The sequence below is a fragment of the Brevibacillus sp. WF146 genome (genome assembly GCF_001673705.2).
Classification (GTDB): Bacteria; Bacillota; Bacilli; order Brevibacillales; family Brevibacillaceae; genus Brevibacillus; species Brevibacillus thermoruber.
The window spans coordinates 3,082,501-3,105,679 of record NZ_CP109943.1 but is presented as its reverse complement, the minus strand read 5'-3'; the positions used below and the strand labels follow the sequence as shown (position 1 = coordinate 3,105,679).

At 59.5% G+C, this 23,179-nt stretch carries 22 protein-coding genes (1 of these 22 cut by a window edge); all 22 read left to right on the top strand.

What is annotated here, in order from left to right:
• The first annotated feature begins 10 nt into the window (after window positions 1-10).
• Window positions 11-1,225 carry a sporulation protein YqfD gene (yqfD, locus tag A6764_RS15485; RefSeq protein ID WP_264622274.1) on the top strand — a complete coding sequence of 405 codons (1,215 nt, stop codon included), beginning with the start codon at window positions 11-13 and terminating at the stop codon, window positions 1,223-1,225.
• Between the two features lie 38 nt (window positions 1,226-1,263).
• Window positions 1,264-2,238, top strand: coding sequence for a PhoH family protein (locus A6764_RS15480; protein ID WP_029097295.1), 975 nt, complete (start codon window positions 1,264-1,266; stop codon window positions 2,236-2,238).
• Window positions 2,239-2,254: 16 nt separating this feature from the next.
• The gene (gene ybeY, locus A6764_RS15475; RefSeq protein WP_035300066.1) at window positions 2,255-2,734 is read left to right on the top strand and encodes an rRNA maturation RNase YbeY; all 480 of its coding nucleotides are present in this window, start codon (window positions 2,255-2,257) and stop codon (window positions 2,732-2,734) included.
• A 10-nt stretch (window positions 2,735-2,744) separates the two neighbouring features.
• Entirely contained in the window at window positions 2,745-3,128 is a 384-nt protein-coding gene (locus A6764_RS15470) for a diacylglycerol kinase (RefSeq protein WP_029097293.1), read from the top strand.
• A gap of 116 nt (window positions 3,129-3,244) precedes the next feature.
• Window positions 3,245-3,643 carry a cytidine deaminase gene (locus tag A6764_RS15465; RefSeq protein WP_029097292.1) on the top strand — a complete coding sequence of 133 codons (399 nt, stop codon included), beginning with the start codon at window positions 3,245-3,247 and terminating at the stop codon, window positions 3,641-3,643.
• Window positions 3,636-4,550, top strand: a complete 915-nt coding sequence (gene era, locus A6764_RS15460; RefSeq protein WP_065068226.1) for a GTPase Era — start codon at window positions 3,636-3,638, stop codon at window positions 4,548-4,550. Before A6764_RS15465 ends, era begins: the two co-directional genes overlap by 8 nt.
• Window positions 4,551-4,641: 91 nt before the next feature.
• On the top strand, window positions 4,642-4,794 hold the full coding sequence (locus A6764_RS15455) for a YqzL family protein (RefSeq protein WP_081656408.1): 153 nt from the start codon (window positions 4,642-4,644) through the stop codon (window positions 4,792-4,794).
• The gene (gene recO / locus A6764_RS15450; RefSeq protein WP_029097290.1) at window positions 4,785-5,537 is read left to right on the top strand and encodes a DNA repair protein RecO; all 753 of its coding nucleotides are present in this window, start codon (window positions 4,785-4,787) and stop codon (window positions 5,535-5,537) included. The genes A6764_RS15455 and recO overlap by 10 nt, the downstream gene beginning before the upstream one ends.
• Before the next feature lie 788 nt (window positions 5,538-6,325).
• Window positions 6,326-7,273, top strand: a complete 948-nt coding sequence (gene glyQ, locus A6764_RS15445) for a glycine--tRNA ligase subunit alpha (RefSeq protein ID WP_065068227.1) — start codon at window positions 6,326-6,328, stop codon at window positions 7,271-7,273.
• A complete protein-coding gene (glyS, locus tag A6764_RS15440; protein WP_065068228.1) occupies window positions 7,266-9,338 on the top strand; it encodes a glycine--tRNA ligase subunit beta in 2,073 nt (690 codons plus the stop codon). The genes glyQ and glyS overlap by 8 nt, the downstream gene beginning before the upstream one ends.
• 120 nt (window positions 9,339-9,458) lie before the next feature.
• A complete protein-coding gene (locus A6764_RS15435; RefSeq protein WP_035300064.1) occupies window positions 9,459-10,106 on the top strand; it encodes a transcriptional regulator CcpN in 648 nt (215 codons plus the stop codon).
• A 17-nt stretch (window positions 10,107-10,123) separates the two neighbouring features.
• Entirely contained in the window at window positions 10,124-10,954 is an 831-nt protein-coding gene (locus A6764_RS15430; RefSeq protein ID WP_029097287.1) for a pyruvate, water dikinase regulatory protein, read from the top strand.
• Between the two features lie 194 nt (window positions 10,955-11,148).
• Window positions 11,149-13,029 (top strand): DNA primase, encoded by a 1,881-nt coding sequence (gene dnaG / locus A6764_RS15425; protein WP_035300062.1) that lies wholly within the window; start codon window positions 11,149-11,151, stop codon window positions 13,027-13,029.
• 34 nt (window positions 13,030-13,063) lie between these two features.
• The gene (rpoD, locus tag A6764_RS15420; protein ID WP_029097285.1) at window positions 13,064-14,188 is read left to right on the top strand and encodes an RNA polymerase sigma factor RpoD; all 1,125 of its coding nucleotides are present in this window, start codon (window positions 13,064-13,066) and stop codon (window positions 14,186-14,188) included.
• Between the two features lie 132 nt (window positions 14,189-14,320).
• Window positions 14,321-15,226, top strand: a complete 906-nt coding sequence (locus A6764_RS15415) for a hypothetical protein (RefSeq protein WP_065068229.1) — start codon at window positions 14,321-14,323, stop codon at window positions 15,224-15,226.
• Between the two features lie 67 nt (window positions 15,227-15,293).
• Window positions 15,294-15,458, top strand: a complete 165-nt coding sequence (locus tag A6764_RS15410) for a hypothetical protein (protein ID WP_162836746.1) — start codon at window positions 15,294-15,296, stop codon at window positions 15,456-15,458.
• A 170-nt stretch (window positions 15,459-15,628) separates the two neighbouring features.
• Window positions 15,629-16,768 carry an acyl-CoA dehydrogenase gene (locus A6764_RS15405; protein ID WP_029097283.1) on the top strand — a complete coding sequence of 380 codons (1,140 nt, stop codon included), beginning with the start codon at window positions 15,629-15,631 and terminating at the stop codon, window positions 16,766-16,768.
• A gap of 116 nt (window positions 16,769-16,884) precedes the next feature.
• Complete coding sequence (locus A6764_RS15400) at window positions 16,885-17,622, top strand: tRNA (adenine(22)-N(1))-methyltransferase (RefSeq protein WP_035300061.1); 738 nt, start codon at window positions 16,885-16,887, stop codon at window positions 17,620-17,622.
• On the top strand, window positions 17,598-18,713 hold the full coding sequence (locus A6764_RS15395; RefSeq protein ID WP_065068230.1) for a Nif3-like dinuclear metal center hexameric protein: 1,116 nt from the start codon (window positions 17,598-17,600) through the stop codon (window positions 18,711-18,713). Before A6764_RS15400 ends, A6764_RS15395 begins: the two co-directional genes overlap by 25 nt.
• A gap of 110 nt (window positions 18,714-18,823) precedes the next feature.
• A complete protein-coding gene (locus tag A6764_RS15390; protein WP_065068231.1) occupies window positions 18,824-20,824 on the top strand; it encodes an S-layer homology domain-containing protein in 2,001 nt (666 codons plus the stop codon).
• Window positions 20,821-22,332 carry a S41 family peptidase gene (locus A6764_RS15385; protein WP_065068232.1) on the top strand — a complete coding sequence of 504 codons (1,512 nt, stop codon included), beginning with the start codon at window positions 20,821-20,823 and terminating at the stop codon, window positions 22,330-22,332. Before A6764_RS15390 ends, A6764_RS15385 begins: the two co-directional genes overlap by 4 nt.
• A gap of 108 nt (window positions 22,333-22,440) precedes the next feature.
• Window positions 22,441-23,179, top strand: partial view of an alkaline phosphatase family protein gene (locus A6764_RS15380; protein ID WP_065068233.1) — the start only. 743 nt of this gene lie beyond the right edge of the window; 739 of the gene's 1,482 nt are visible here — the first part of the coding sequence; it begins with the start codon at window positions 22,441-22,443; its stop codon lies beyond the right edge, outside the window.

The following is a 23,179-nucleotide window of genomic DNA, read 5'->3' as shown; positions in this document are numbered from 1 at the left end:
GGACGGGCACATGCGCAATGGATTGCAGGAATGGATGGACGGCTATATCACGATCACCGTCCGGGGAAAGCGCTTTGAGCGAATGCTGAACATGGCGGTACGGGAAGGCATCCGGATCTGGAACATCCGCAGAGTGGGGCAGGAGGTGGGCCGCTGCGACATCCTGATCCGCGATTATTTCCGCCTGCGGCCGTTTTTAAAAGAGACAGGCTGTCGCCCCCACGTGGAACGGCGGGGCGGGCTGCCTTTCTGGCTGGTCCGGCTGCGCCGGCGGGCCGGTCTCGTCATCGGCGCGTCTTTGTTTTTGGTCGGATTGTACATGCTCTCCTCGTTCGTCTGGGAGGTGGAGGTGCGGGGAGTCAAGCAGATGCGCCCGGAGGCGGTGAGCATGGCGGCGGCACAGCTCGGGATTAAAGAAGGGGTGTGGAAGGCCAAACTAAAAGAATCGCACGTGTTGCAGCGGGAACTGCTGAACTTGCTGCCGGAGGCGTCCAGGGTCATCGTCGACATTCAGGGCACCAAGGCGATCATCCAGGTGGTAGAGAAAGAAGAGCCGGAAAAGCCGGTCCCGCCCAGTCCGCGCCACCTGGTCGCCAAGAAGCGGGCGGTTGTGCACACGATTTTGCCGGAAGCGGGCAGAAGCATGGTGAAAATCAACCAGTTTGTGGAAAAAGGGCAGCTGCTGATCTCCGGCATTATCGGCAACGAGGCCCGGCAAAAGGCGGTCGCCGCCCGCGGCACGGTAAAGGGGGAGGTGTGGTACGTCAGCAACATTTCGATTCCGCTCACCCAGGTGCACTACCGCTTGACCGGCGAACGGCAGCAGAAGCAGTACCTGCTCGTCGGCCCCTACGCCGTGCAGGTGTGGCCGTTCAAGGAGCAGCCGTTTGCGCAGGCCGAGTCGGCCGAGGAGCGCTTCCAGCCGTCGTATGCGGGCTTTACGAGTCCGATCGGCTGGAAGACGGTCACGCAGGCGGAGGTGCAGCCGGTCCGGCGGGAATTGAGCATGGACGAAGCGCTGGCGGCCGCCAAGCAGGCGGCCCGGGAGGACGTGCTGCGGCAGGCGGGCAAGGATGCCGTGATTCAGGACGAAAAAGTTTTGCACGCGAAGAGAGAGAATGGTAAAGTTTATTTGAGTATTCATTTTTCCGTACTTGAGGACATTGCCGTCGAGCAGCCGATTCTGGGCCTGCCCCCGGCTCCCAATGCAAACGGCAATCCGTAACGCATTGCTGACAACCGCTGCAAGGAGATGGAAGCCTGTTGCACGTACAAGAAGAGGTAAAAATTCCGTTTGCTGACGCATCGGAAGCGTTGATGCTGTTCGGCCCCCACGATGCGTACCTCAAATTGATCGAGGAAACGACCGCGGCAAAAATCATGACGCGCAGCGGTGAGCTGGTCATCAGCGGCGAAAAGGCCGAGGTGGATAAGCTCTCCCGCTTGTTTGCCGTCCTGCTCCAGTTGATCCGGCGGGACATCGCCCTGTCCGAGCGCGACGTCTCGTACGCGCTGCAGTTGGTGGAACGGGGAGAAGCGGAACAACTGCTGGACGTCTACGACGAGGAAGTGGCCCGCACCCAAAAGGGCAAGCTGATTCGCGCCAAGACGCTGGGACAGCGCCACTACCTGTCCGCCATCAAGCGGCACGACATCGTGTTTGGCATCGGGCCGGCCGGTACCGGCAAAACCTACCTGGCCGTGGTCATGGCGGTCAACGCGCTGAAAAATGGACGGGTCAAGCGCATCGTGCTGACGCGCCCGGCCGTGGAGGCAGGGGAGAGCCTCGGCTTTTTGCCCGGCGACCTGCAGGAAAAAGTGGACCCCTATCTGCGTCCGCTCTACGATGCCTTGTACGACATGCTGGGCACGGAACAGGTGGCGAAAATGATGGAGCGCGGGCTGATTGAAGTGGCCCCGCTGGCATACATGCGCGGGCGAACTCTGGAAGACTGCTTCGTCATCCTGGACGAAGCGCAGAACACCACGCCCGAACAAATGAAGATGTTCCTCACCCGTCTGGGCTTCGGCTCCAAGATGGTGATTACCGGCGACGTGACCCAGATCGACCTGCCCAAAGGGAAAAAATCGGGCTTGCGGGAAGCGGAGCGCATTCTGGCCCCGATCCCCGAAGTGGCGTTTATCCGCTTCCAGGAAGCGGACGTGGTGCGCCACAGCCTGGTGCAGAAGATCATCGAAGCGTACGCCAAAGACGAAATCGACCACAGCTACCGGTAAAGGAGATTGGGTACCCGTGCTATCCGTAGAAATTCTTCACGACGAAATCGAACCGATCGACGAATCCCTGCAGGACCTGATCGTCCGCTGCCTGGAAGCGGCTGCCGAGCGGGAAGGCGTGGACGGCGAAGTGGTGGTGACGCTGGTGGACAACGAGCGCATCCACGAGCTGAACCGCCAGTACCGCGGCGTCGACCGTCCCACCGACGTGCTGTCGTTTGCGATGAACGAGTCGGGAGAGGGAGAGTTGGACATTTATATAGACGAGGAAGAGTTGGACGCGTTCCCCAACATGCTGGGGGACATTGTCATCTCCGTTCCCAAGGCGAAGGAACAGGCGGCGGAGTACGGACACTCGCTCGAACGGGAACTGGGTTTTCTCGCTGTTCACGGTTTTCTCCATCTGCTCGGGTACGACCACGGCACGGAGGAAGAGGAGAAAGAGATGTTTTCCCGTCAAGAAGCGGTACTGCAGCAGATTGGCTTGACGAGGTAGGCGATTGCGTTTGAAAGAGTGGCGCCGTTTGGTCAGCAGCTTTTCCTATGCCCTGCAAGGCATAGCCCATACCGTGAAGACACAGCGAAACATGCAAATCCACGTCGCCTTCGCCGTGCTGGCGCTGGCGGCGGCGTGGTGGCTGCGCATTCCCCGCGGCGATGTTTTGCTGGTCTTTTTTTCTATCGGTCTGGTGTTGGCGCTCGAGCTGGTCAATACCGCCCTGGAGGCGGCGGTCGATCTGGCCTCCCCCGACTGGCACGCGAAAGCGAAAACGGCCAAGGACGCCTGTGCCGGCGCCGTCCTGGTGGCGGCTGTCCTGTCCGTCGTGATCGGCGTCGCTGTTTTCGGCCCCCCGCTCTGGGGAAAACTCTCCGTGTGGCTTACGGCGTAACAGGAGGGGCGGCCTGATGAGGATCGACGGCACCGCCCGCACGCCGGCGGGCGCCGTGCGTTTGCTTCACCCACCACACATGCTGAGATCTGCGAGGGAAACGAGTGATGATGAACATGGATAAGCAAGCCCTGCTGGAGCAGGCGAAAGAAGCGAGAAAGCTGGCGTATGTGCCGTATTCCCACTTTCCCGTGGGGGCGGCTCTCTTGACGGACAGCGGCAAGGTGTATCTCGGCTGCAATATCGAGAACGCGTCCTACCCGCTGTGCAACTGCGCGGAGCGGACCGCGCTGTTTAAGGCGTATTCCGAAGGGGATACCACCTACAAGGCGATCGCCGTGGTGGCTGACACGCCGCATCCGGTTTCTCCCTGCGGCGCGTGCCGGCAGGTGATGGCGGAGCTGTGCCCGCCCGACATGCCGGTCATTCTCGCCAACATGAACGGCGACGTGACGGAAACAACAGTATCCGCCCTGCTTCCAGGGGCGTTCACCAAGGAGGATCTACGTGGATAATCGCACGAAAAAAGGCTTCAAATCCGGGTTTGTCTCCATCGTGGGCAGGCCCAACGTGGGGAAATCCACGCTGTTAAACCACATCGTCGGCCAGAAGATCGCGATCATGTCCAACAAACCGCAGACGACGCGCAACAAGATTACCGCCGTCTACACGACGGAGCAGGGACAGGTCATCTTCCTCGACACGCCGGGGATTCACAAGCCCAAGTCCAAGCTGGGCGACTACATGGTCGCCGTCGCGGAAAACACGCTCAACGAAGTGGACCTGGTGCTGTTTGTCATCGACGCAACGGAAAAGCGGGGGCCGGGCGACGAGTACATCATCGAGCGGCTCAAGCAGGTGAAAACACCTGTCTTTCTGGTGATCAACAAAATTGACAAGGTGCACCCGGAGGAACTGCTGCCGATCATCGACGACTACCGGAAGCTGTACGAGTTCAAAGAGATTATCCCGATCTCCGCTCTGGAGGGGAACAACACCGGTCCGCTGATCCAGGCAATCTTTGACGAGATGGAAGAAGGGCCGATGTACTACCCGCCCGACCAGGTGACCGACCACCCCGAGCGCTTTATCGTGGCCGAACTGATCCGGGAAAAGGTGCTGCATCTGACCCGCGAAGAGGTGCCCCATTCGATCGCCGTGACCGTCGAAGAGATGAAGCGGGGCGAAAACGGCAAGACCCTGTACATCTACGCGGCCATTTACGTCGAGCGGGATTCGCAGAAAGGCATCCTGATCGGCGAGAGAGGGCAGATGCTCAAGGAAATCGGCCGCCGTGCCCGGCTGGACATCGAGCGTCTGATGGGGGACAAGGTGTATCTGGAACTGTGGGTCAAGGTGAAAAAAGACTGGCGCAATCAGGAACGAATGCTGCGCAATTTTGGTTTTTACGACGAAGACTAGCGGTGTCAATTTTTCCATGGCATAGAAAAACGGGCGCAGGTGAATCTAAGAAGGAAGTGGATACAGCCGAAACAAGAAAGGATGATGCTTCATGCTTCGTGACTTTTCTTGGAGTTATTTCGCTTCGACCGGTGACATCCATGCTTACCTTCTCTACAGAGAACACCTTCAAACGACTGCCGACGAGGAGGCCGCGTTTGAGTTCGCCCAAAAGGAACCGGGTGAAACGCACGCATGCTTGTAAAGTGGGAAGGGATTGTCATCCGCAGCGTGGACTATGGCGAGTCCAGCAAAGTGGTGACGTTGTTTACGCGGGAGCACGGCAAGGTGGGCATCATGGCCCGCGGCGCGAAAAAGCCGAAAAGCCGCTTGGGGGCCGTCTCCCAACTGTTTACCCATGGATACTATCTGTGCAAGGCAGGACCTGGAAGCGGAATGCCCGACCTGTCCCAGGGAGAGATCGTGGAGTCGTTCCGGGACTTGCGGCAAAACCTGGCGGCCACGGCTTATGCCGCGTACATAGCGGAGCTTTTGGACCGGTTGACGGATGAACGGGAAGCCAATCCTTTTTTGTTTCACATGCTGCTGCTGTTGTTTCGCTATCTGGACGAAGGCAGGGACGCGGAGATTCTCTGCCGGATTTTCGAGACGAAAATGCTGCGGGTGGCGGGCATTGCCCCGCATCTGTCGGGATGCGCCAACTGCGGGGCGGAGCGGGAGCCTTATGCGATCAGCGTGTCGCAGGGGGGACTGCTCTGTCCCGTCTGCCTGCCGCAGGATCCGTATGCGATTGCTGTCTCCCCGTCGGTCTGGAAGCTCCTCCGCCTGTTTCAGGTGTTTGACCTGGAGCGGCTGGGCGAGATCGAGGTGAAGCCATCGACGCGCAGCCAGCTCAAACACGTGCTGCGCAGCTTTTTGGACCAGCATCTCGATCTGCGGCTGAAAAGTCGGGCGTTTCTGGATCAGATCGAGAATATCGGTTTGTAGAGAGCACAACACAAGAAGCGTTCCGGATCACGATGAGCAGAGTTGCAACGCGAACTCTGCTTCTATTTTTGGGCATTCGTTTACGCAACATGCGAGGGGAAATCGTGGCGAACTAAACGCGCAAGGGGAAAATCACCATGTCAATAAATACCTGGTGTTCCTTGGGTTATCCCTGTCGCTGTTCATCATCTGTGCAGCTTGCGGTACCCATGTAAACGGCGGCGGAGAGGATACGGTTACGGGCAGGGTTGAATTTGTCGTGAGCGGGACGTCTGACGGCAGCAGTGCAATCGCGTTGCCAAACGCAAAGGTACCCAACGATCCGCATTGACATCCGTTTTGCTTTTCGCTATGATAAGTACCAAATGTGATACCGACCGTTGCTGTGAAGGAAAGGAGTAGTCGGCCGCTGGCTGAAAGAGAAGGCGTCGCGCCTTCTCGTGTAGCGAACCGGGGAGGGTGGAAGCCCGGTAGTCATGTCGATGAACGGCGTTCCGGAGCAAGGTGAACAGCAAAAGTGGACGAAGCGGCTGGCATGCCGATTCGTCAAGTAGGGTGGAACCGCGGGAAATCCTCTCGTCCCTACACTGTGGAAGACACGGTGTAGGCGGCGGGAGGTTTTTTTGCTGAATCAGCGAGGAGTGGCTTTTCGGAGCCGCTTCCTGATTCGGCAGGACCAGCGTCCTTTCCAACAGGACTAGATATGGCGCATGGGCGTTCGCAAACACCCAACCGCGCTGCGCAGGCTTCGCTTGGAGCTTTGTTACCTTCAGGAGGTGGAACGAACCATGAAAAAGACCTTTCAAGACATCATCTTGACGCTGCAGAACTTTTGGGCAAAACAAAACTGCCTGATTGTGCAGCCGTACGACGTGGAAAAAGGGGCCGGCACGCTCAACCCGATGACGTTTCTCCGCGCGATTGGGCCGGAGCCGTGGAATGTGGCCTACGTGGAGCCGTCCCGCCGTCCCGCCGACGGCCGTTACGGGGAGAATCCCAACCGCTTGTACCAGCACCATCAGTTCCAGGTGATCATGAAACCGTCGCCGGACAACTTCCAGGAAATCTACCTGGACAGCCTGCGCGAACTGGGCATTGATCCGCTGGAACACGACATCCGCTTTGTCGAGGACAACTGGGAGCACCCGGGACTCGGCGCCTGGGGCCTGGGCTGGGAAGTGTGGCTGGACGGCATGGAAATCACCCAGTTCACCTACTTCCAACAGGTGGGCGGACTGGAATGCAAACCGGTGGCGGTGGAGATCACCTACGGCCTGGAGCGCCTCGCTTCCTACATCCAGGAGAAGGAAAACGTCTTCGAACTGGAGTGGGTCAACGGCTACACCTACGGCGACGTTTTCCTGCAGCCGGAATACGAGCATTCCAAATACACGTTTGAGCTGTCCGACGTGGACATGCTGTTCAACCTGTACAACACCTACGAGGCGGAAGCAAAGCGCCTGATGAAAGAGCGCCTGGTGTTTCCGGCCTACGACTACGTGCTGAAGTGCTCCCACACGTTCAATCTGCTGGATGCGCGGGGGGCGATCAGCGTGACGGAGAGGACCGGCTACATCGCCCGCGTCCGCAACCTGTCCCGCGAAGTGGCCCAAACCTATCTGGCGGAGCGCGAACGGCTCGGCTTCCCCTTGCTGAAAAAAGGCCAATCGAGCGAGGAGCCGGCCGCGCACAAAAGCGCGTCCAGCCGTGAGGAAGGAGTGAACGCAGATGAGTAAGCGCGACTTGTTGCTGGAGATCGGTACGGAAGAAATGCCGGCCCGCTTCGTCGCCGGAGCGGCCGCGCAGTTGAAGGAAAAGGTGGAAAAATGGCTGGCGGCGGAACGGATTCCCTACGACGCGGTCGTTTCGTACGAGACCCCGCGCCGCTTTGCCGTTCATGTGAGCGGACTGGCGGAAAAACAGCCGGACCGCAACGACGAAGCGAAAGGGCCCGCCCGCAAAATCGCCCAGGACGAGTCCGGCAACTGGACCAAGGCGGCGCAGGGCTTTGCCCGCAGCAACGGCGTCGACGTCGACCAGCTCTACTTCAAGGACGTGAACGGCGTCGAGTACGTGTTTGCCCGCAAGTCGGAAGCCGGGAAAGAGACCAGGGAACTGCTGCCCGCGCTGGCCGATGTGATCGCCGGCATGACGTTCCCGAAAAACATGCGCTGGGGCGCGTATGAGCTGAAGTACGTGCGCCCGATCCGCTGGCTGGTGGCGCTCTTCGGCGAAGACGTGATCGAGATGGAGATCGCCGGCGTAAAGGCGGGACGCGTGACGCGCGGCCACCGCTTCCTCGGCAGTCAGGAGGTGACGCTGACCCAGCCGGGCGAGTACGCGGCCAAGCTGGCGGAACAGTACGTCATCGTCGACCCGGACGAGCGGCGCCGTTCCATCGTCGAGCAGATTCGCCGCATGGAGCGGGAAAACGGCTGGCGCATCCCGATGGACGAGGGCCTGCTGGACGAAGTGGTCCATCTGGTCGAGTATCCGACCGCGCTGTACGGCACGTTTGACGAAGCGTTCCTGTCCATTCCGCGCGAGGTGCTGGTCACCTCCATGCGCGAGCACCAGCGCTACTTCCCGGTGGAGGATGAGAACGGCCACCTGCTCAACCACTTCGTCACCGTCCGCAACGGCGACAGCCGCGCGCTGGACAACGTGGCCAAAGGAAACGAAAAAGTGCTGCGCGCCCGCCTGTCCGACGCCCGTTTCTTCTACGAGGAGGATCAAAAGCTGTCGATTGAAAGCTGCCTGAAGCGGCTGGAGACGATCGTCTTCCACGAAGAACTGGGGACGATCGGGGACAAGGTGCGCCGGGTTCGCGACCTCGCAGGCCGCATCGCCGGACGGCTGGAGCTGGGCGAAGCGGAAGCTGCCCGCGTGGACCGCATCGCCGAGATTGCCAAGTTTGACCTGGTGACCAACATGGTGGGCGAATTCCCCGAACTGCAGGGCATCATGGGCGAGGATTACGCCCGCAAGGCCGGCGAGAGCGAAGCGGTGGCCCGGGGTGTCTTCGAACACTACCTGCCCCGTTTTGCCGGCGACCAACTGCCGCAGTCTGCCGAAGGAGCGGCTGTCAGCATCGCGGACAAGCTGGACACGATTGTCGGCTGCTTCTCCATCGGCATCGTCCCCACCGGCTCGCAGGACCCGTACGGACTGCGCCGGATGGCGGCGGGGATCGTGGCGATCCTGCTCGACCGCGGCTGGAAGCTGCCGCTGGACCGCTTGTGGGACGCCGCGCTGGACATCTATGCCGCTCAGGGCGTAACCAAGCGCGACAGGGATGAGGTGAAGAAAGACCTGGCCGATTTCTTCGCGCTTCGTCTGAAAAATGCGCTGCAGGAAGAACAGATCCGTTACGATGTGATCGACGCCGTGCTGTCGGCTGACATCGCGCTGGTGCCGGACGTGCTGGCCAAAGCGAAAGCGCTGATGGCGGCGGTGCAGGCGGACGACTTCAAGCTGACCGTGGAACAGTTCAACCGGGCCGGCAACCTGGCGCAGAAAGCGGAGGACGACGCGATCGACGAAGCCGTCTTTACCGAGGACGCGGAGCGCGCCTTGTACAAGGCGTATCTGTCCGTGCGGGAGCAGGTGGAGGGCCTCGACGATCAGGCTGCGGTGCTGTCGACGCTGTCCCAGTTGCGCGAGCCCATCCAATCGTTTTTCGACGCCGTCATGGTCATGGCGGACGATCAGGCCGTCCGCCGCAACCGGCTGGCGCTCTTGCTCGGCATCTCCCGCCTGATCGGCGCATATGCTGATTTTTCCAAACTGGTTTTCGCCTGATGACTGGCTCCACACGCCTCCGCCTGCCCGGCGGGGGCGAGCTTTTTTCCCGCGGAAAGAAGGAAAATCCACGCGAATAGAGTAATACTAGGGATAGGTACCAGACATGAACCGGGGTGATTGGTCATCGAGCTTACCAAACGACAAGAGCAGATCTTACAGATCGTAAAGGATGAAGGACCGATTACCGGCGAGCAGATCGCGGAGCGGCTCAACCTGACCCGGGCTACGCTGCGCCCCGACCTGTCGATCCTTACGATGTCAGGTTATTTAGAAGCCAGACCTCGTGTCGGTTATTTTTATGCAGGCAGACCTGCCGGCTCGGTCATAAGTGAACGGCTTCACAAGCTTCTCGTCAACGACTACAAGGCGATGCCCATCGTTGTTTCCGAATCGGCTTCCGCCTACGACGCGATCGTGACACTGTTTCTGGAAGACGTAGGCACATTGTTCGTCGTCAACCAGAAAGGCTATCTGGCCGGCGTTCTCTCCCGCAAGGACCTGCTGCGCGCCTCGCTCGGCAACAAATCGCTGGAAGACGTGCCGGTCGGGATCATCATGACCCGCATGCCGAACATTGTGACCTGTCAACCGGAGGACACCCTGTATACGGCCGCCAAAAAGCTGATCGATTTTCAGATCGACTCGCTGCCCGTTGTCCGTCCCGCCGAGGGAGAGGACAGCCGAAATTACGAGCTGGTGGGCAGGGTGACGAAGACGACGATCGCCAAGGCGTTTGTGGAATTGGGCAGCGAATCGAAAGTCTAGGAGGAGAAGCGATACACATGGCTCAACAAGCACAGCTCATCTATGTCGTCTCTGATTCCATCGGCGAAACCGCCGAGCTGGTCGTCCGCGCAGTGGCCAGCCAATTTGACCGTTTCGCGATCGACGTGCACAAGTACCCCTATATAGAAGACAAGGAATCCATCGACGAAATCATCGCTTCGGCCAAGGAATCGAAAGCGATGATCGTTTTTACGTTGGTGGTGCCCGAACTGAAGTCGTACATCGTGGAGCAGGCCGCCCGACACGCCATTCCTGTCGTCGACGTGATGGGGCCGCTGATGAACACCCTGCAGGAGATGCTCCACGAACCGCCGATTGGCAAACCGGGTCTGGTTCGTCGCCTGGACGAGGAGTATTTCCGCAAGGTGGACGCCATCGAGTTTGCCGTCAAGTACGACGACGGCCGCGACCCGCGCGGGCTCCTGCGCGCTGACGTGGTGCTGATCGGCGTCTCCCGCACGTCGAAAACGCCGCTCTCTATGTACCTGGCCAACAAACGGCTGAAGGTGGCCAACGTGCCGCTCGTGCCGGAAGTGGAACCGCCGGAGGAACTGTTCCAACTCCCGCCGGAGCGCTGTATCGGGCTGACCATCAACCCCGAGCAGTTGAACAGCATCCGCACCGAGCGCCTGAAGGCCCTGGGCCTGACTGCGCAGGCTAACTACGCCAATCTGGAACGGATCAACGAAGAACTGGCCTATTCGCAGCGGATCATGAAGCGGATCGGCTGCCCGGTGATTGACGTCTCCAACAAGGCTGTGGAAGAGACGGCCAACATCATCTTGGAAATGATTCGCAAAAACAAGCTGCGCGGCGAAAAGAAGTAGAGCAAAAAAAGGGTTTTGGCGTTTCTTGTAGAAGAAGAGATAGCCGTCCTTCCTCTCGGGATGCGGCGGCGCGGCGTTTATAGTCTGCGGAAATGTGGAAAAGTAGAAAAGGAGTGCATTTCCAAGAAGGAAAATGACGAATTTTGACGAACTAAATATCCTCATTGCGCGATTCTCTAAAAAGGTGGAAAGACATGGCTGGTCCCTATTCAGCTGATTTTGTGAACCGAGTCCGTGCCGCTGTGGACATCGTGGACGTGGTGGGAGAATACGTTCAGCTCCGGAAAAGCGGGCGGGCGTTCCTCGGTCTTTGTCCGTTCCACTCGGAAAAGACACCCTCCTTCAACGTCAACGCGGAACGACAGTTTTTTCATTGCTTTGGCTGTGGGGCAGGCGGAGATGTCTTTTCCTTTTTAATGAAGATGGAGCAGTTGACCTTCCCCGAAGCGCTGCACAAGCTGGCGGAACGCGCGGGGATTGAGCTGCCTCCGACGCACGGCAAGGAGGATGACGATCCGCCGGAGAATCGGGCCAAGCAGGCGATGCTGAAGGCCCACCAGTTGGTCGGCAAACTGTACCACTACGTCCTGACGGAAACGCCCTACGGGAAGGAAGCGATGACGTATCTGTCGAAGCGCGGCCTTTCGCCGCAGACCATTGCGGAATTTCAGATCGGGTTCGCGCCGGATTCGTGGGATTTCGTCACACAGTTTCTGCAAAAGCGCGGCTTTTCCCTGGACCTGATGGTGGAAGCGGGACTCTTGGCCAAAAGTGAAGCGGGCAACATCTTTGACCGCTTTCGCGGACGGATCATGTTCCCCATCCACGATTCGCAGGGCAACATCATCGGCTTTGGCGGCCGGCTGCTGGATACCGCTTCCGCGTCCAGGCAGCAGGCCAAACAGCCCAAGTACCTGAACAGCCCGGAAAGTCCGCTGTTCAACAAGAGCGCCACCTTGTTCAATCTGCACCGGGCCCGTCCTTTCATGCGAAAGCGGAAGCAGGCGCTGCTGTTCGAGGGCTACGTCGATGTCGTCTCGGCATGGCAGGCCGGTTTTCCCCAGGGCATCGCCACACTGGGAACCGCGCTTACCGAGCAGCAGGCGCGGATCATCCGCCGCAACGTGGAACAGGTCGTCCTCTGCTATGACGGAGACGCTGCCGGCCAGGAGGCGACGGCCAAGGCGATTCACGTGCTGCAGGAGGCCGGACTGATCGTGCGGGTGGCTCCGCTGCCGCAGGGAACGGACCCCGACGATTACATCCGCCAGCACGGCCCGGAGGCGTTTTCGCAGCAGGTGCTGCTGCAGGCGATGCCGGTTACCGCGTTTCGCCTGAAACATTTGCGCGCCAGCCACGTAATACAGGATGAGACGGATCAGGCGCAGTTCATCGAGAAGGCGCTTGCGATCGTCAACGAACTGAACAGCCCGGTAGAGCGGGACTTGTATTTGCGGCAGTTGGCGGAAGAATACGCGATTTCGCTTGACACGCTCAAGTGGGAGGCCCGGCGGCTGTACAAACAGCAAAAAAGTAACAGCCACAGGGATAAAGTATCGCCAGCATGGAATAATAGTATAAATAATGGCAAAGTTACGCTCGCAAAAACACTGCCGCCCGCTTACCACACGGCCGAGCGTATGCTGCTGTACTACATGATGCGAAACCGGCACATCGCCGAACGCGTCCAGACGGAGTGCAGCGCCTCTTTTCAGGTGGATGAACATGACGCGCTGGCCGCCTACCTGTACGCCTATTTCGCGGAAGGACATCCGGAAGACCCTGGACAGTTTATCCATTACCTGCAAGATGAATCGTTAAAGCAATTAGCCTCGGGATTGGCGATGATGGAGTGTAGAGAAGACGTATCTGATCAAGAGATCGGGGACTACATCAAGCAAGTGAATCACTACCCGAAGCGCGCCGAGCTGGAGCGTCTGCGCGAGGAACAGCGCAGCCTGCATCTCCAAGCCTCCTCCGCGGACAGCGAGGAAGCGCGCAGAGAACTGGAAATTCAAGCAGCCGTCATAGGGATGAAGATTCTTGAATTGGAAAATGCTTTAAAGGAAGGGTAGCATCCGATCATTCCCGGGGAAGGAGGGATAGTAGATGAACAAACAAAACATCACGTCAGACATGGAAGCAGCGTCCATTGAACAAGTGAAGGAACAGTTGGTCGAGTTGGGTAAAAAGCGCGGCGTGCTGTCGTACAAGGAAATCATGGAACGCCTCTCCGGATTTGAACAAGACTCGGACCAAATGGATGAGTTCTTTGAATATCTGAGCGATCAGGGCATCGAGCTGAACAACGACAGCGATGACGACGACGATGTGGACGATTTGATCATGAAGGATGAGGACACCGAAGAGTTCGACTTCGACGATCTCTCCGTACCGCCCGGAATTAAGATCAACGACCCTGTACGAATGTACCTGAAGGAAATCGGCCGTGTTCCTCTGCTTTCCGCCGAAGAGGAGATCAAACTGGCGCAGCGGATCGAGCAGGGGGATGAGGAGGCAAAGCGGCGTCTGGCGGAAGCCAACCTGCGCCTGGTGGTGTCCATCGCCAAGCGTTACGTCGGCCGCGGCATGCTGTTCCTCGACTTGATTCAGGAAGGAAACATGGGCTTGATCAAAGCCGTTGAGAAATTCGACTACCGCAAGGGATACAAGTTCAGCACCTACGCGACCTGGTGGATCCGCCAGGCCATCACCCGCGCCATCGCCGACCAGGCGCGCACGATCCGCATCCCGGTTCACATGGTGGAAACCATCAACAAGCTGATCCGCGTATCCCGCCAACTGCTGCAGGAACTGGGACGAGAGCCGCTGCCGGAAGAGATCGCGGAAAAAATGGATCTGACGCCGGAAAAAGTGCGGGAGATCATGAAGATCGCACAGGAGCCGGTGTCGCTGGAAACGCCGATCGGGGAAGAAGACGACTCCCATCTGGGCGACTTTATCGAAGACCAGGATGCGCTGGAGCCGTCTGACGCAGCCGCTTACGAACTCTTGAAAGAGCAGTTGGAAGACGTGCTGGACACGCTGACCGATCGCGAAGAAAACGTGCTTCGCCTGCGTTTTGGCTTGGATGACGGGCGGACCCGCACGCTGGAAGAAGTGGGGAAAGTGTTTGGCGTGACCCGCGAGCGGATTCGCCAGATCGAAGCGAAAGCCCTGCGCAAACTTCGCCATCCGAGCCGCAGCAAACGCTTAAAAGATTTCCTCGAATAACCGATATAGGTAGTAAGTGGCCTACGTGAAGCCGGCGTAGGCTTTTCTTTTTCCATCGGGCAAACGATACGCTTCCGGCGGCTGCCGCTGTTTGCCCTCCACCTTAGTACCTGTCGTGAGGAGGGGCTCGCGTTGGACGACCAGCGCAAACGCATCATCATCGCCGAGATCGAAAACTGGCGGCGCAACAACCTGCTGCCTGAACATTACTGCATCTTTTTGTTGAACCTGTACACCGAAGGAGATCGTCCGCCAACTCCCGCTGCGGTGGGCAAAGGAGGAGAGAAGGGAACAGGATCCGGTTCGGCGGCTGCGGGGGGGACGAAAACAACGCGGCCGTACGTGTCTGGGAGCGGCCATCCCGTATCGGGGAAGATGATCCTGGCCTGGCTGTTGGGCGCCTGCCTGATTGCAGGAACGATCTTACTTGCTTTCCATTTTAACCGTTTTACCCCCTTAATGCAAATTGCCATCTTTGCCTGTTTTGCGCTCGCCTTCTATATCCTGGCAGTCGTTTTCCGGCGGTCTGCCACACCTTTGCCCCATCTTTTGCTGGGGTTGTCGTCCCTGGTGCTGATTTTCGGCGGGGTCTACATCCTCAACCAATGGGAGGGGCCGCTCCCGCTCTTGCTCGCGTACCTGGCCGTTGTCTGCCTGCTGTGGTGCGCCAGCGCGTTTCTGTTCGGCTATGAGTATCTGCTGTACTGCGGCCTGATCGGCCTCAGCCTGGTGTACGGAGTGGCGACGCTGGAGCGAGTGGGGACCGAGTATGCCTGGTGGCGGGCGGAGCTGTACTGGGTGCCGATTGCCGGCCTGATGACCGGGCTCGGGTTTTTGCTGCACGGCCGTCAGCCGAAATGGGCAGGCGTGCTGGCCGTCTGCGGCATGATCATCTGGTTTGGCGCGGAGATTCAGTCCCTCTACATTCCCCAGGCGCGGCAGGACGTCATCCAGCTTCTGCTGTTCGTCAAGGTCTTCGCGAGTTCCGTGCTGTTTTTTATGACCCGTTCCTACTGGTTTCAATGGCTCAGGCTGTAGAGCCTGTTTGGCCTGTGGATGAGAAAGGTGTACGATTGGTCTACATGCGACGTGCGAGGTGAAACATGTGGAAAGCAAATGGCGGGTATTGATCTTCATCGTGTTGACCGCCGTGTTCTTCGGCGTCGAGACGTTTGCCAAAGTGGTCAACGTTCCGACCTACAATCTCGGGTACATTCTGGGCATTCTCTCGTTCATGGCGGGGATTGTCATCGGGGCGCGCAGGCGGTAAGCGCGCCTTTTTTCTTTCAGCCAAGATCGGCGAAAAACTTTTCTGAAAAAACATACACATCCGACAGTTTGCTGGTGTATAATGGTGATACGATCTGAACAAACGCTCAGTCAGAACGGAAGACACGTTGATGATCTTGTAAAAAAGCGCTTGCAAGGAGGCGGACAACCATGCATTTTGACTTGACGGAAGAACAGCGGATGCTGAAAAGCATGATCCGTTCGTTCGCCGATGAAGTAGTGGCGCCGGGAGCGGATGAGCGGGATCGCACCAAGGCGTTTCCCGTGGATATTTTTAGGCAGTTGGCCGAGCTGAATCTGCTCGGGCTGCCGTTTCCCGAGGAGTACGGCGGTGCGGGGGCGGATACGGTCAGCTTTGCCATCGTCGTCGAAGAGCTGAGCCGTGCGTGCGGTTCGACCGGGATCACCTATTCGGCCCACATCTCGCTGGGCGGGGCGCCGCTCGCCCTGTTTGGTACGGAAGCGCAAAAGGCGAAGTACCTGACGAAAATCTGCTCCGGCGAGAGCCTGGGCGCCTTTGGCCTGACGGAGCCGAACGCCGGGTCGGACGCGGGCGGCACGAAAACGACCGCCGTGCGGGACGGCGGCGAGTGGCTGATCAATGGGTCGAAGTGCTTCATCACCAATGCCTCGTACGCCCAATTTCTCGCGTTGACGGCCGTTACGGAGAAAGAAAAAGGTTCGCGGGGCATCACCGCGTTCATCGTACCGACAGATGCGCCCGGCTTTACGGTGCTGGCCAACTACGAAAAGCTGGGCCTGCACAGCTCCAACACGACGGAGCTGATTTTGGAAAACGTCCGCGTGCCGGACGAGAACATCCTCGGAAAGCCGGGCGAGGGCTTCAAACAATTTCTGATCACGCTGGACGGCGGGCGCATCGGCATCGGCGCGATGGCTGTGGGCATCGCCCAGGCAGCTTACGACAAGGCGCTGCAGTACGCCCGGCAGCGGACGGCGTTCGGTCAGTCCATTTCCAAGTTTCAAGCCATCCAGCACAAGCTGGCGGACATGGCGATGCAGATCGAATTGGCCCGCAACATGGTGTACAAGGCGGCCTGGCTGAAAGACAACGGCCGCCCGTTCACCAAGGAAGCGGCGATGGCGAAGCTGTACGCGTCGGAAGTGGCGATGGCCGTCACCCATCAGGCGATCCAGATCCACGGCGGCTACGGGTACATGCGCGAATACCAGGTGGAGCGCTTCTTCCGCGACGCCCGTCTGCTGGAAATCGGCGAAGGCACTTCGGAAATCCTGCGAAACGTGATCGCCCGCGAAATCGGCTGTTAGCGGTTGGCGTGCGTATTCCCCGCCTTGACGAAAGGCGGGGTTTTTTGCGCTTTTTTGCATTGGGCAATCTTGGACAAATAGGGTAGAATAAAGGACATGGAAGGTGAAGAGTAGGTATGACATCATCATTGATCATTTCCAAGCGGCTTGAGACGATTGCCCGCTATTGTCCGCAGGGAGCCCGCGTCGCCGACATCGGTTCGGACCACGCGTTACTGGCTTCTTATTTGCTTGTGCGGGGCATCGCGTCGTTTGTGATCGCCGGAGAGCTGAACGAAGGTCCGTACCAGGCGGCTCTCCGACAAATCCAGACGCTGGCGCTGCGCGACCGCGCGTCGGTGCGCAAGGGGGACGGGCTGTCGGTCCTCCGTCCGGGCGAAGTGGACGCGGTCTGCATCGCCGGCATGGGCGGTCAACTGATTGTCTCGATTCTCGCCGCCGGGGCTGACAAGCTGGAGGGAGTCCGGCGCTTGATCCTGCAGCCCAATGTGGGAGAAGAACTGGTCCGCCGCTGGCTGCTGGAAAACGGTTGGCAGTTGGTGGCGGAATCCATTTTGGAAGAAGACGGCATCATCTACGAAATCCTCGTGGCGGAGCGGGGAGAGCCGGCCAAGCCGTACGAAGGGAAGGAGCGCAGCCTGGAGGAACTGCTGCGCATCGGTCCGTTCCTGTGGGAGGAAAAGTCGCCGATCCTCCTGAAAAAGTGGCGGCAGGAGCGGGACAAGTGGCAGCGGGTGCTGTCCCAACTGCAGCAGTCCCGCAAGCCGGAAGCGGCGGAGCGGACCCGGCAGATCGAAGCGGAACTGGAATGGTTAGACGAGGTGATCGCATGTTTGCACACGGACAAACGGTAATCCAATACGTGGAGCGGCTGGCGCCCAAAGCGCTGGCGCTGGAAGGGGACAAGATCGGTCTGCACGTCGGGACGCTGCAGAAGCAGGTAAAAAAAGTGATGGTGGCCCTTGACGTGCTGGAAGAGGTCGTCGACGAAGCCATCGCCGAAAAAGTGGACCTGATCGTCGCCCACCACGCGGTGATTTACCGGCCGCTCAAGCACTTGCGCACGGATCTGGCGGCCGGGCGGGTCTATGAGAAACTTTTGAAGCACGACATCGCCGTCTACACGGCGCACACCAACCTCGATGCCGCCGCCGGCGGACTGAACGACTGGCTGGCCGAAGCGATCGGTCTGGGCGATGTGGAGGTGCTTGACGTTAGCTATCAGGAGGCGTTGAAAAAACTGGTCGTCTACGTCCCGCTTTCCCATCGGGACGCAGTGTTTCAGGCCGTTTCCGAGGCAGGAGCCGGTTGGGTCGGCAACTACAGCCACTGTTCGTTCCAGGTGGAGGGAACGGGGACGTTTTTGCCGCGGGAGGGAACCAATCCTCACATCGGTCAGCAGGGAACGCTGGAGCGGGTGGAAGAAGTCCGGCTGGAGACGGTGATGCCCGCTTCCCGTCAGGCGGCCGTGATCAAGGCGATGCTGGCCGCCCATCCGTACGAGGAGGTCGCCTACGACGTGATTCCGCTGGAGGCGTCCGGCGCCGGGCTGGGAATCGGCCGAATCGGCAAGCTGCCGCAGCCCGTGACGCTGCGTGAGCTGGCGGAGCGGATCAAGGAGCGTTTCTCGCTTTCGGGCGTTCGCGTCGTCGGCGACCTGGACGCCACCGTGCGCAAAGTGGCGGTGGTTGGCGGGGACGGCAGCTCGTTTGTGTCCAAAGCCGTTTTTCGCGGAGCCGACGTGTTCGTGACGGGCGATATCGGCTATCATACCGCTCACGACGCGCAGGCGGAGGGACTCTTCATCATCGACGCCGGCCACAACATTGAAAAAATCATGAAAGAGAAGCTGGCTTCCTATCTGGCGGAACAGTTGAAAGCAAACGGCTACCAGACGGAAGTGTTCGCATCCTCCGTACACACGGATCCGTTCCAATTTGTGTAAGCAGGCCGCGCGCGCGCCGACGTCAGGCGGAAGGCCCGCGTTTGACCGCAGGCGGAGCGCCGGGGCGGTTTGCGGAAGGTGCGTGTGAGCAAAACGTTAGGGGGATTTTTGTGCGAAAGACAATCCAAATCATGGCGTGCGGGCTGCTCGTCTCTGGGCTCTTCGCCCCCGTTACCGCCCGCGCCAGCGAAGGGGTCGTCCCGTATGGGGACATCGGCAAACACTGGGCCAAAGCGGCGATCATCCGCGGGGTGAAGGCCGGATTGTTTACGGCGGGCGCCGGCATCGACCGCTTTTATCCGGAACGGGAGATGACCCGGGCCGAGTTTCTCGTCCTGGTGGATCGGCTGTACGAGCAGGGGCAGCTTCATCTGTACCCGCTCACCTTTTTGTCCGAACACGAGGAGTACGGCCAGGGAGAAGGGTTTGACGAGCCGTATCTGCCATACGCGGACGTGGACCGGCTGACCTGGATGTACGATCCGATCCTGCGCGTCTCCGTTTTGCTGGAGCGCCTGTACGGTCCCGGGGCGATTCAGCAGGTGTTTCCCGGAAAGGAACTGCATCCCGACCAGCCCATCACCCGCGAGGAAGCGGCCAAACTGCTGCAGATGTACGCAATGTGCGCGGACGGGGAGCAGGCCTGGCAGAACATCACCGCAGCGGGGTGGATGGACGGCCGGCCGGAGGAGAAGCTGAAGCGGGGGGAAGCGGCCGTCGTGGCCGACCGACTGCTCGCATCCATGCAGGGGGACCTGCTGCTGCCGCTGCTCGATTACAACGGCCAAAAGTTTCCGACGGTTCCGGAGATTCGGGAACTGTTCCCGCTGTTCGCGACGTACACGAATCAGATGACCAAGGACGAAGAGACGTTTGTCCATGCGGTGGAAGCGATCCGCAGCCACGAAGACAGCGAGCAGACGTTCGCCGACCTGAAGCGGCTGGCCGCGTCCACGTTTGACAACCGGATCGGGGTGCACTACTACCTGAGCTGGGACCCGGGGACCCCGCTTTCGGAAAATCTGGACCAGGCGTTTTCCGCCATCGACGCGTATTTCGCTGACAAGATCATCCTGCCCGACACGCTTCGCCTGCTCTGTGCCAACGTCTATGACATCGCGCTGCAGATGGGAGCGGAAGACCCTGCCGTGTACGGGCGTGTCCTGGAGCGTTTGGGCAGCTACGAACCAAAAGTGCGGCAAGGTTCCGAAGAATGGCAATCGCTGGCCGTTTACCTGGCCGCGCTGGAAGCGAAAAGCGGAAAAACGGAAGAGGCGCTGGTCCGTTACCGCTCGTTTGCCGACAAAAAGCCGGAAGCGCTGCTCAACGCGGTGTACTATCTGGTGGAAGCCAACCACTTGGATGAAGCGGAGACGTGGCTGGCCAGTCCGGACATCTCCGAGGCGACAGAAGCGGTCCAGCAGTTGGCCCGGCTGCTGTCCCAGGAGCTTGCCGTGCTGAAGCAGCAGCCTTCGCTGGTCACGGACCTGGCGCATACGCTCAAACGGATGGACAACAAGGACGGCTACATCGTCCACGGGGAGTCGGTGCTGCGCGGCTTTTTGCTGAAGTACACGCAGGAAGTGGACCAACGCGATCAGATCGGCCACACGTTCGGCATCTTCCAGTCCCCGCAGCAGCTTGTGCTGGACAAGTGGGAGAGCTACACCGACGGCCGCAAGAACGTGCAGTACGAACGCGATTTTGAACGCGGGACCTGGGAAAAAAGCAGCGTCAAAGAGCCGGAGTTCCTCCACGAATGGGTGGACGATATCAGCATCGCGGAACGGGCGCGGACACTGCACGCCCGGTATTACAAGCAGTCGCTCGGCCGTTACGAGGTCATCACCGAGTGGATTCCCGGTCCCGCTTTGGCGGAGCGGGTGAAGCACCGCTCGTTTGGCGCCGGTACGGTAAAGCAGATCCCCGTGTACATGACCAAGTACTACATCGACCGCGACACGGATTTGCTGGTGCAGCGGGTCTGGCGCTACGAGGAGATTTACGACACCCAGGAGTACGTGGCCTATGCGGGCAAGGAAACGTATGCATTCCCCTATGAGGTGCACGTGCGAATTCCGGACGAAGCGGTGAAGGGGGCGACACGATGAAGCGCATGATCACAGGGCTGCTCGCCGCTGTTCTGACGGCCGTTTCCGTCCCCGTGCAGGCGGAGGAGCAGCCGTTTGCGGAGACGGCGGAAGTGTTTCAGTATGTACTGGACAACCATTTGAGCAAGCCCACCGCCAAGCAGTTGGTACAGGGAGCACTCAGCCATGTCAGCGAAGAGGCGGGCAGACAAGCACACCTGACGCTGAAGCCTTCGGCGGACGACGACACGCTGCCGGAGATGGAGCAGCGGTTGGCGGAATGGCAGCGTGCCGCACGACTGGATGAAACGGCGCTGAACCGCTGGGCGATTGACGGGATGCTTGCCACACTGGACGACCCGCACACGATGTTTTTCACCCGGGACGACCTGCAGATGTTTGAGGCGGGCGTCGAAAACCAGTTTGTCGGTTTTGGTTTCCGGCTGCGGATGCAGGACGGGCTGCTGGTGATCCGCGACATCGTGCCGCAGTCGCCGGCCGCCGCTTCCGAGCTGAGGAAAGGAGATCAACTGCTGGCGGTAGACGGCAAGTCCCTCAAGGGCAAAAGCTTTGAGGAAGCATTCGCCATGCTGCGAGGGGAAGAAAACAGCGAAGCGGTTCTGACCATCTACCGGCCTTCGGAAAAACGGGAAAAACAGGTCCGCCTGAAGCGTGCCGCCGTGACGATGCCCGAAGTGGAAGGAGACCTGTTTGAAGGCGGCGCGATTGGGTACGTCAGTCTGGCCACCTTCGGATCGGAAGCGGCCGTACAGCTTCGTGACAAGCTGGACCAGCTTTCCCGCATCCGGCCCTTGAAAGGGCTGATCCTGGATTTGCGCGACAACAGCGGCGGCTACCTGTCCACCGCCCGTGACGTGGCCAGCCTGTTTATGGAAGAAGGCCTGCTGATGTACACGACCAACCGCAACGGCGTGGAGGTGGAGACCTGGGTACGAAACGGCCGGGACGTCGGGTATCCCGTCCGCATTCTCGTCAACGAAGGGACCGCCTCCGCGTCCGAACTGGTGGCCGGGGCCCTGCGCGACCACGGCATTGCCGTGCTGGTGGGAACCAAAACCTACGGAAAAGGCAGCGCGCAGCAGATCATTCCGCTGTCCAACGGGGATGCCCTGAAGCTGACGCTGCACGAATACTTCACTCCCAAGCGCACCGTGGTCAATCACGTCGGACTGGAACCGGACCTCGCGGTGGAGGACTACGCGGCGCAGGTCGTGGAAGCTCTTCGATCCCTCGACATACAGGCGTATCGCCTGACGGAAGAGAACGGCGACACGGTGATCAACGGCATCGCGTTTCCCACTGTCGATCCCCTGTTCAAACGGGAAAACGGCCAGTGGCTGGTGCGGGCGGCCGTACTCTCCCGGCTGCTCGGCGACTCCGCCGTCGGGGAGCAGGATTACGTGCCGATCGCTCCGTATCTGCAGCGGTACAAAACGCTCGTGTTGCAGCAAAACAACGACCAGCCGGTGCTCGTCTACACGGCGGCAAAACCGGCCGCGTCCCGCTGAATCGAGGCCCCTGCCGAAGAAGGCAGGGGCTTTTCCTCTGCATAGAGCACCTGAAAAGACAAACACTAACATGTGCGACAAACACTAACGGACAAGGAAGGCAGACGGATGAAAAAAGTACTCCTCTTCCTCATCGACTCCATGATGTCGGATGTGCTGGAGCGATGCATAGCGATGGGTAAAGCGCCCGGTTTGAAGTTTTTCATGGAGCGGGGACAGTACATTCCGGACTGCGTGACCGTGTTTCCGACCATGACCGCCTCGATCGATTGTTCGCTTGTCACGGGCGTATACCCCGATCAGCACAAGGTACCGGGTCTGATCTGGTACGATCCGGAGACGAACCGGATGATCAACTATATAAACGGAACCGCTTCGGTTGGGAAACTCGGCCTCGAACACTGTGCGGAAAACGTGCTGTTCGACTTGAACGAACGCCACCTCAGCCGGGACGTAAAAACGATACACGAGGTGCTGGAGGAAAACGGGCTGGTCTCGGGCTCGATCAACGTGATCGCCCACCGCGGGCACAAGCGCCACAAGGTCCACATGCCGCCCGTGCTGGATGCCGTCACCCGCTTCAGCATGCGCGAAAAAGCGAGCGGCCCCACGATCATGAGCCTGGGCACGCTGGTCCGGCCCGCCCTCTTTCGCCCGATTGTGTGGAATTGGGCGCAGTCTGCCGCCAAGGGGTACGGCATCAACGACACGTACGCCATCGACGTCCTGATCGAAGTGGTCAACAGCGGCAAGCAGCCGGATTTTACCCTGATCTATCTCCCGGAGAACGACCACAAGCTGCACGTCTCGCCGCACAAGGCGGTTCAGCATCTGGCCGAAGTGGATG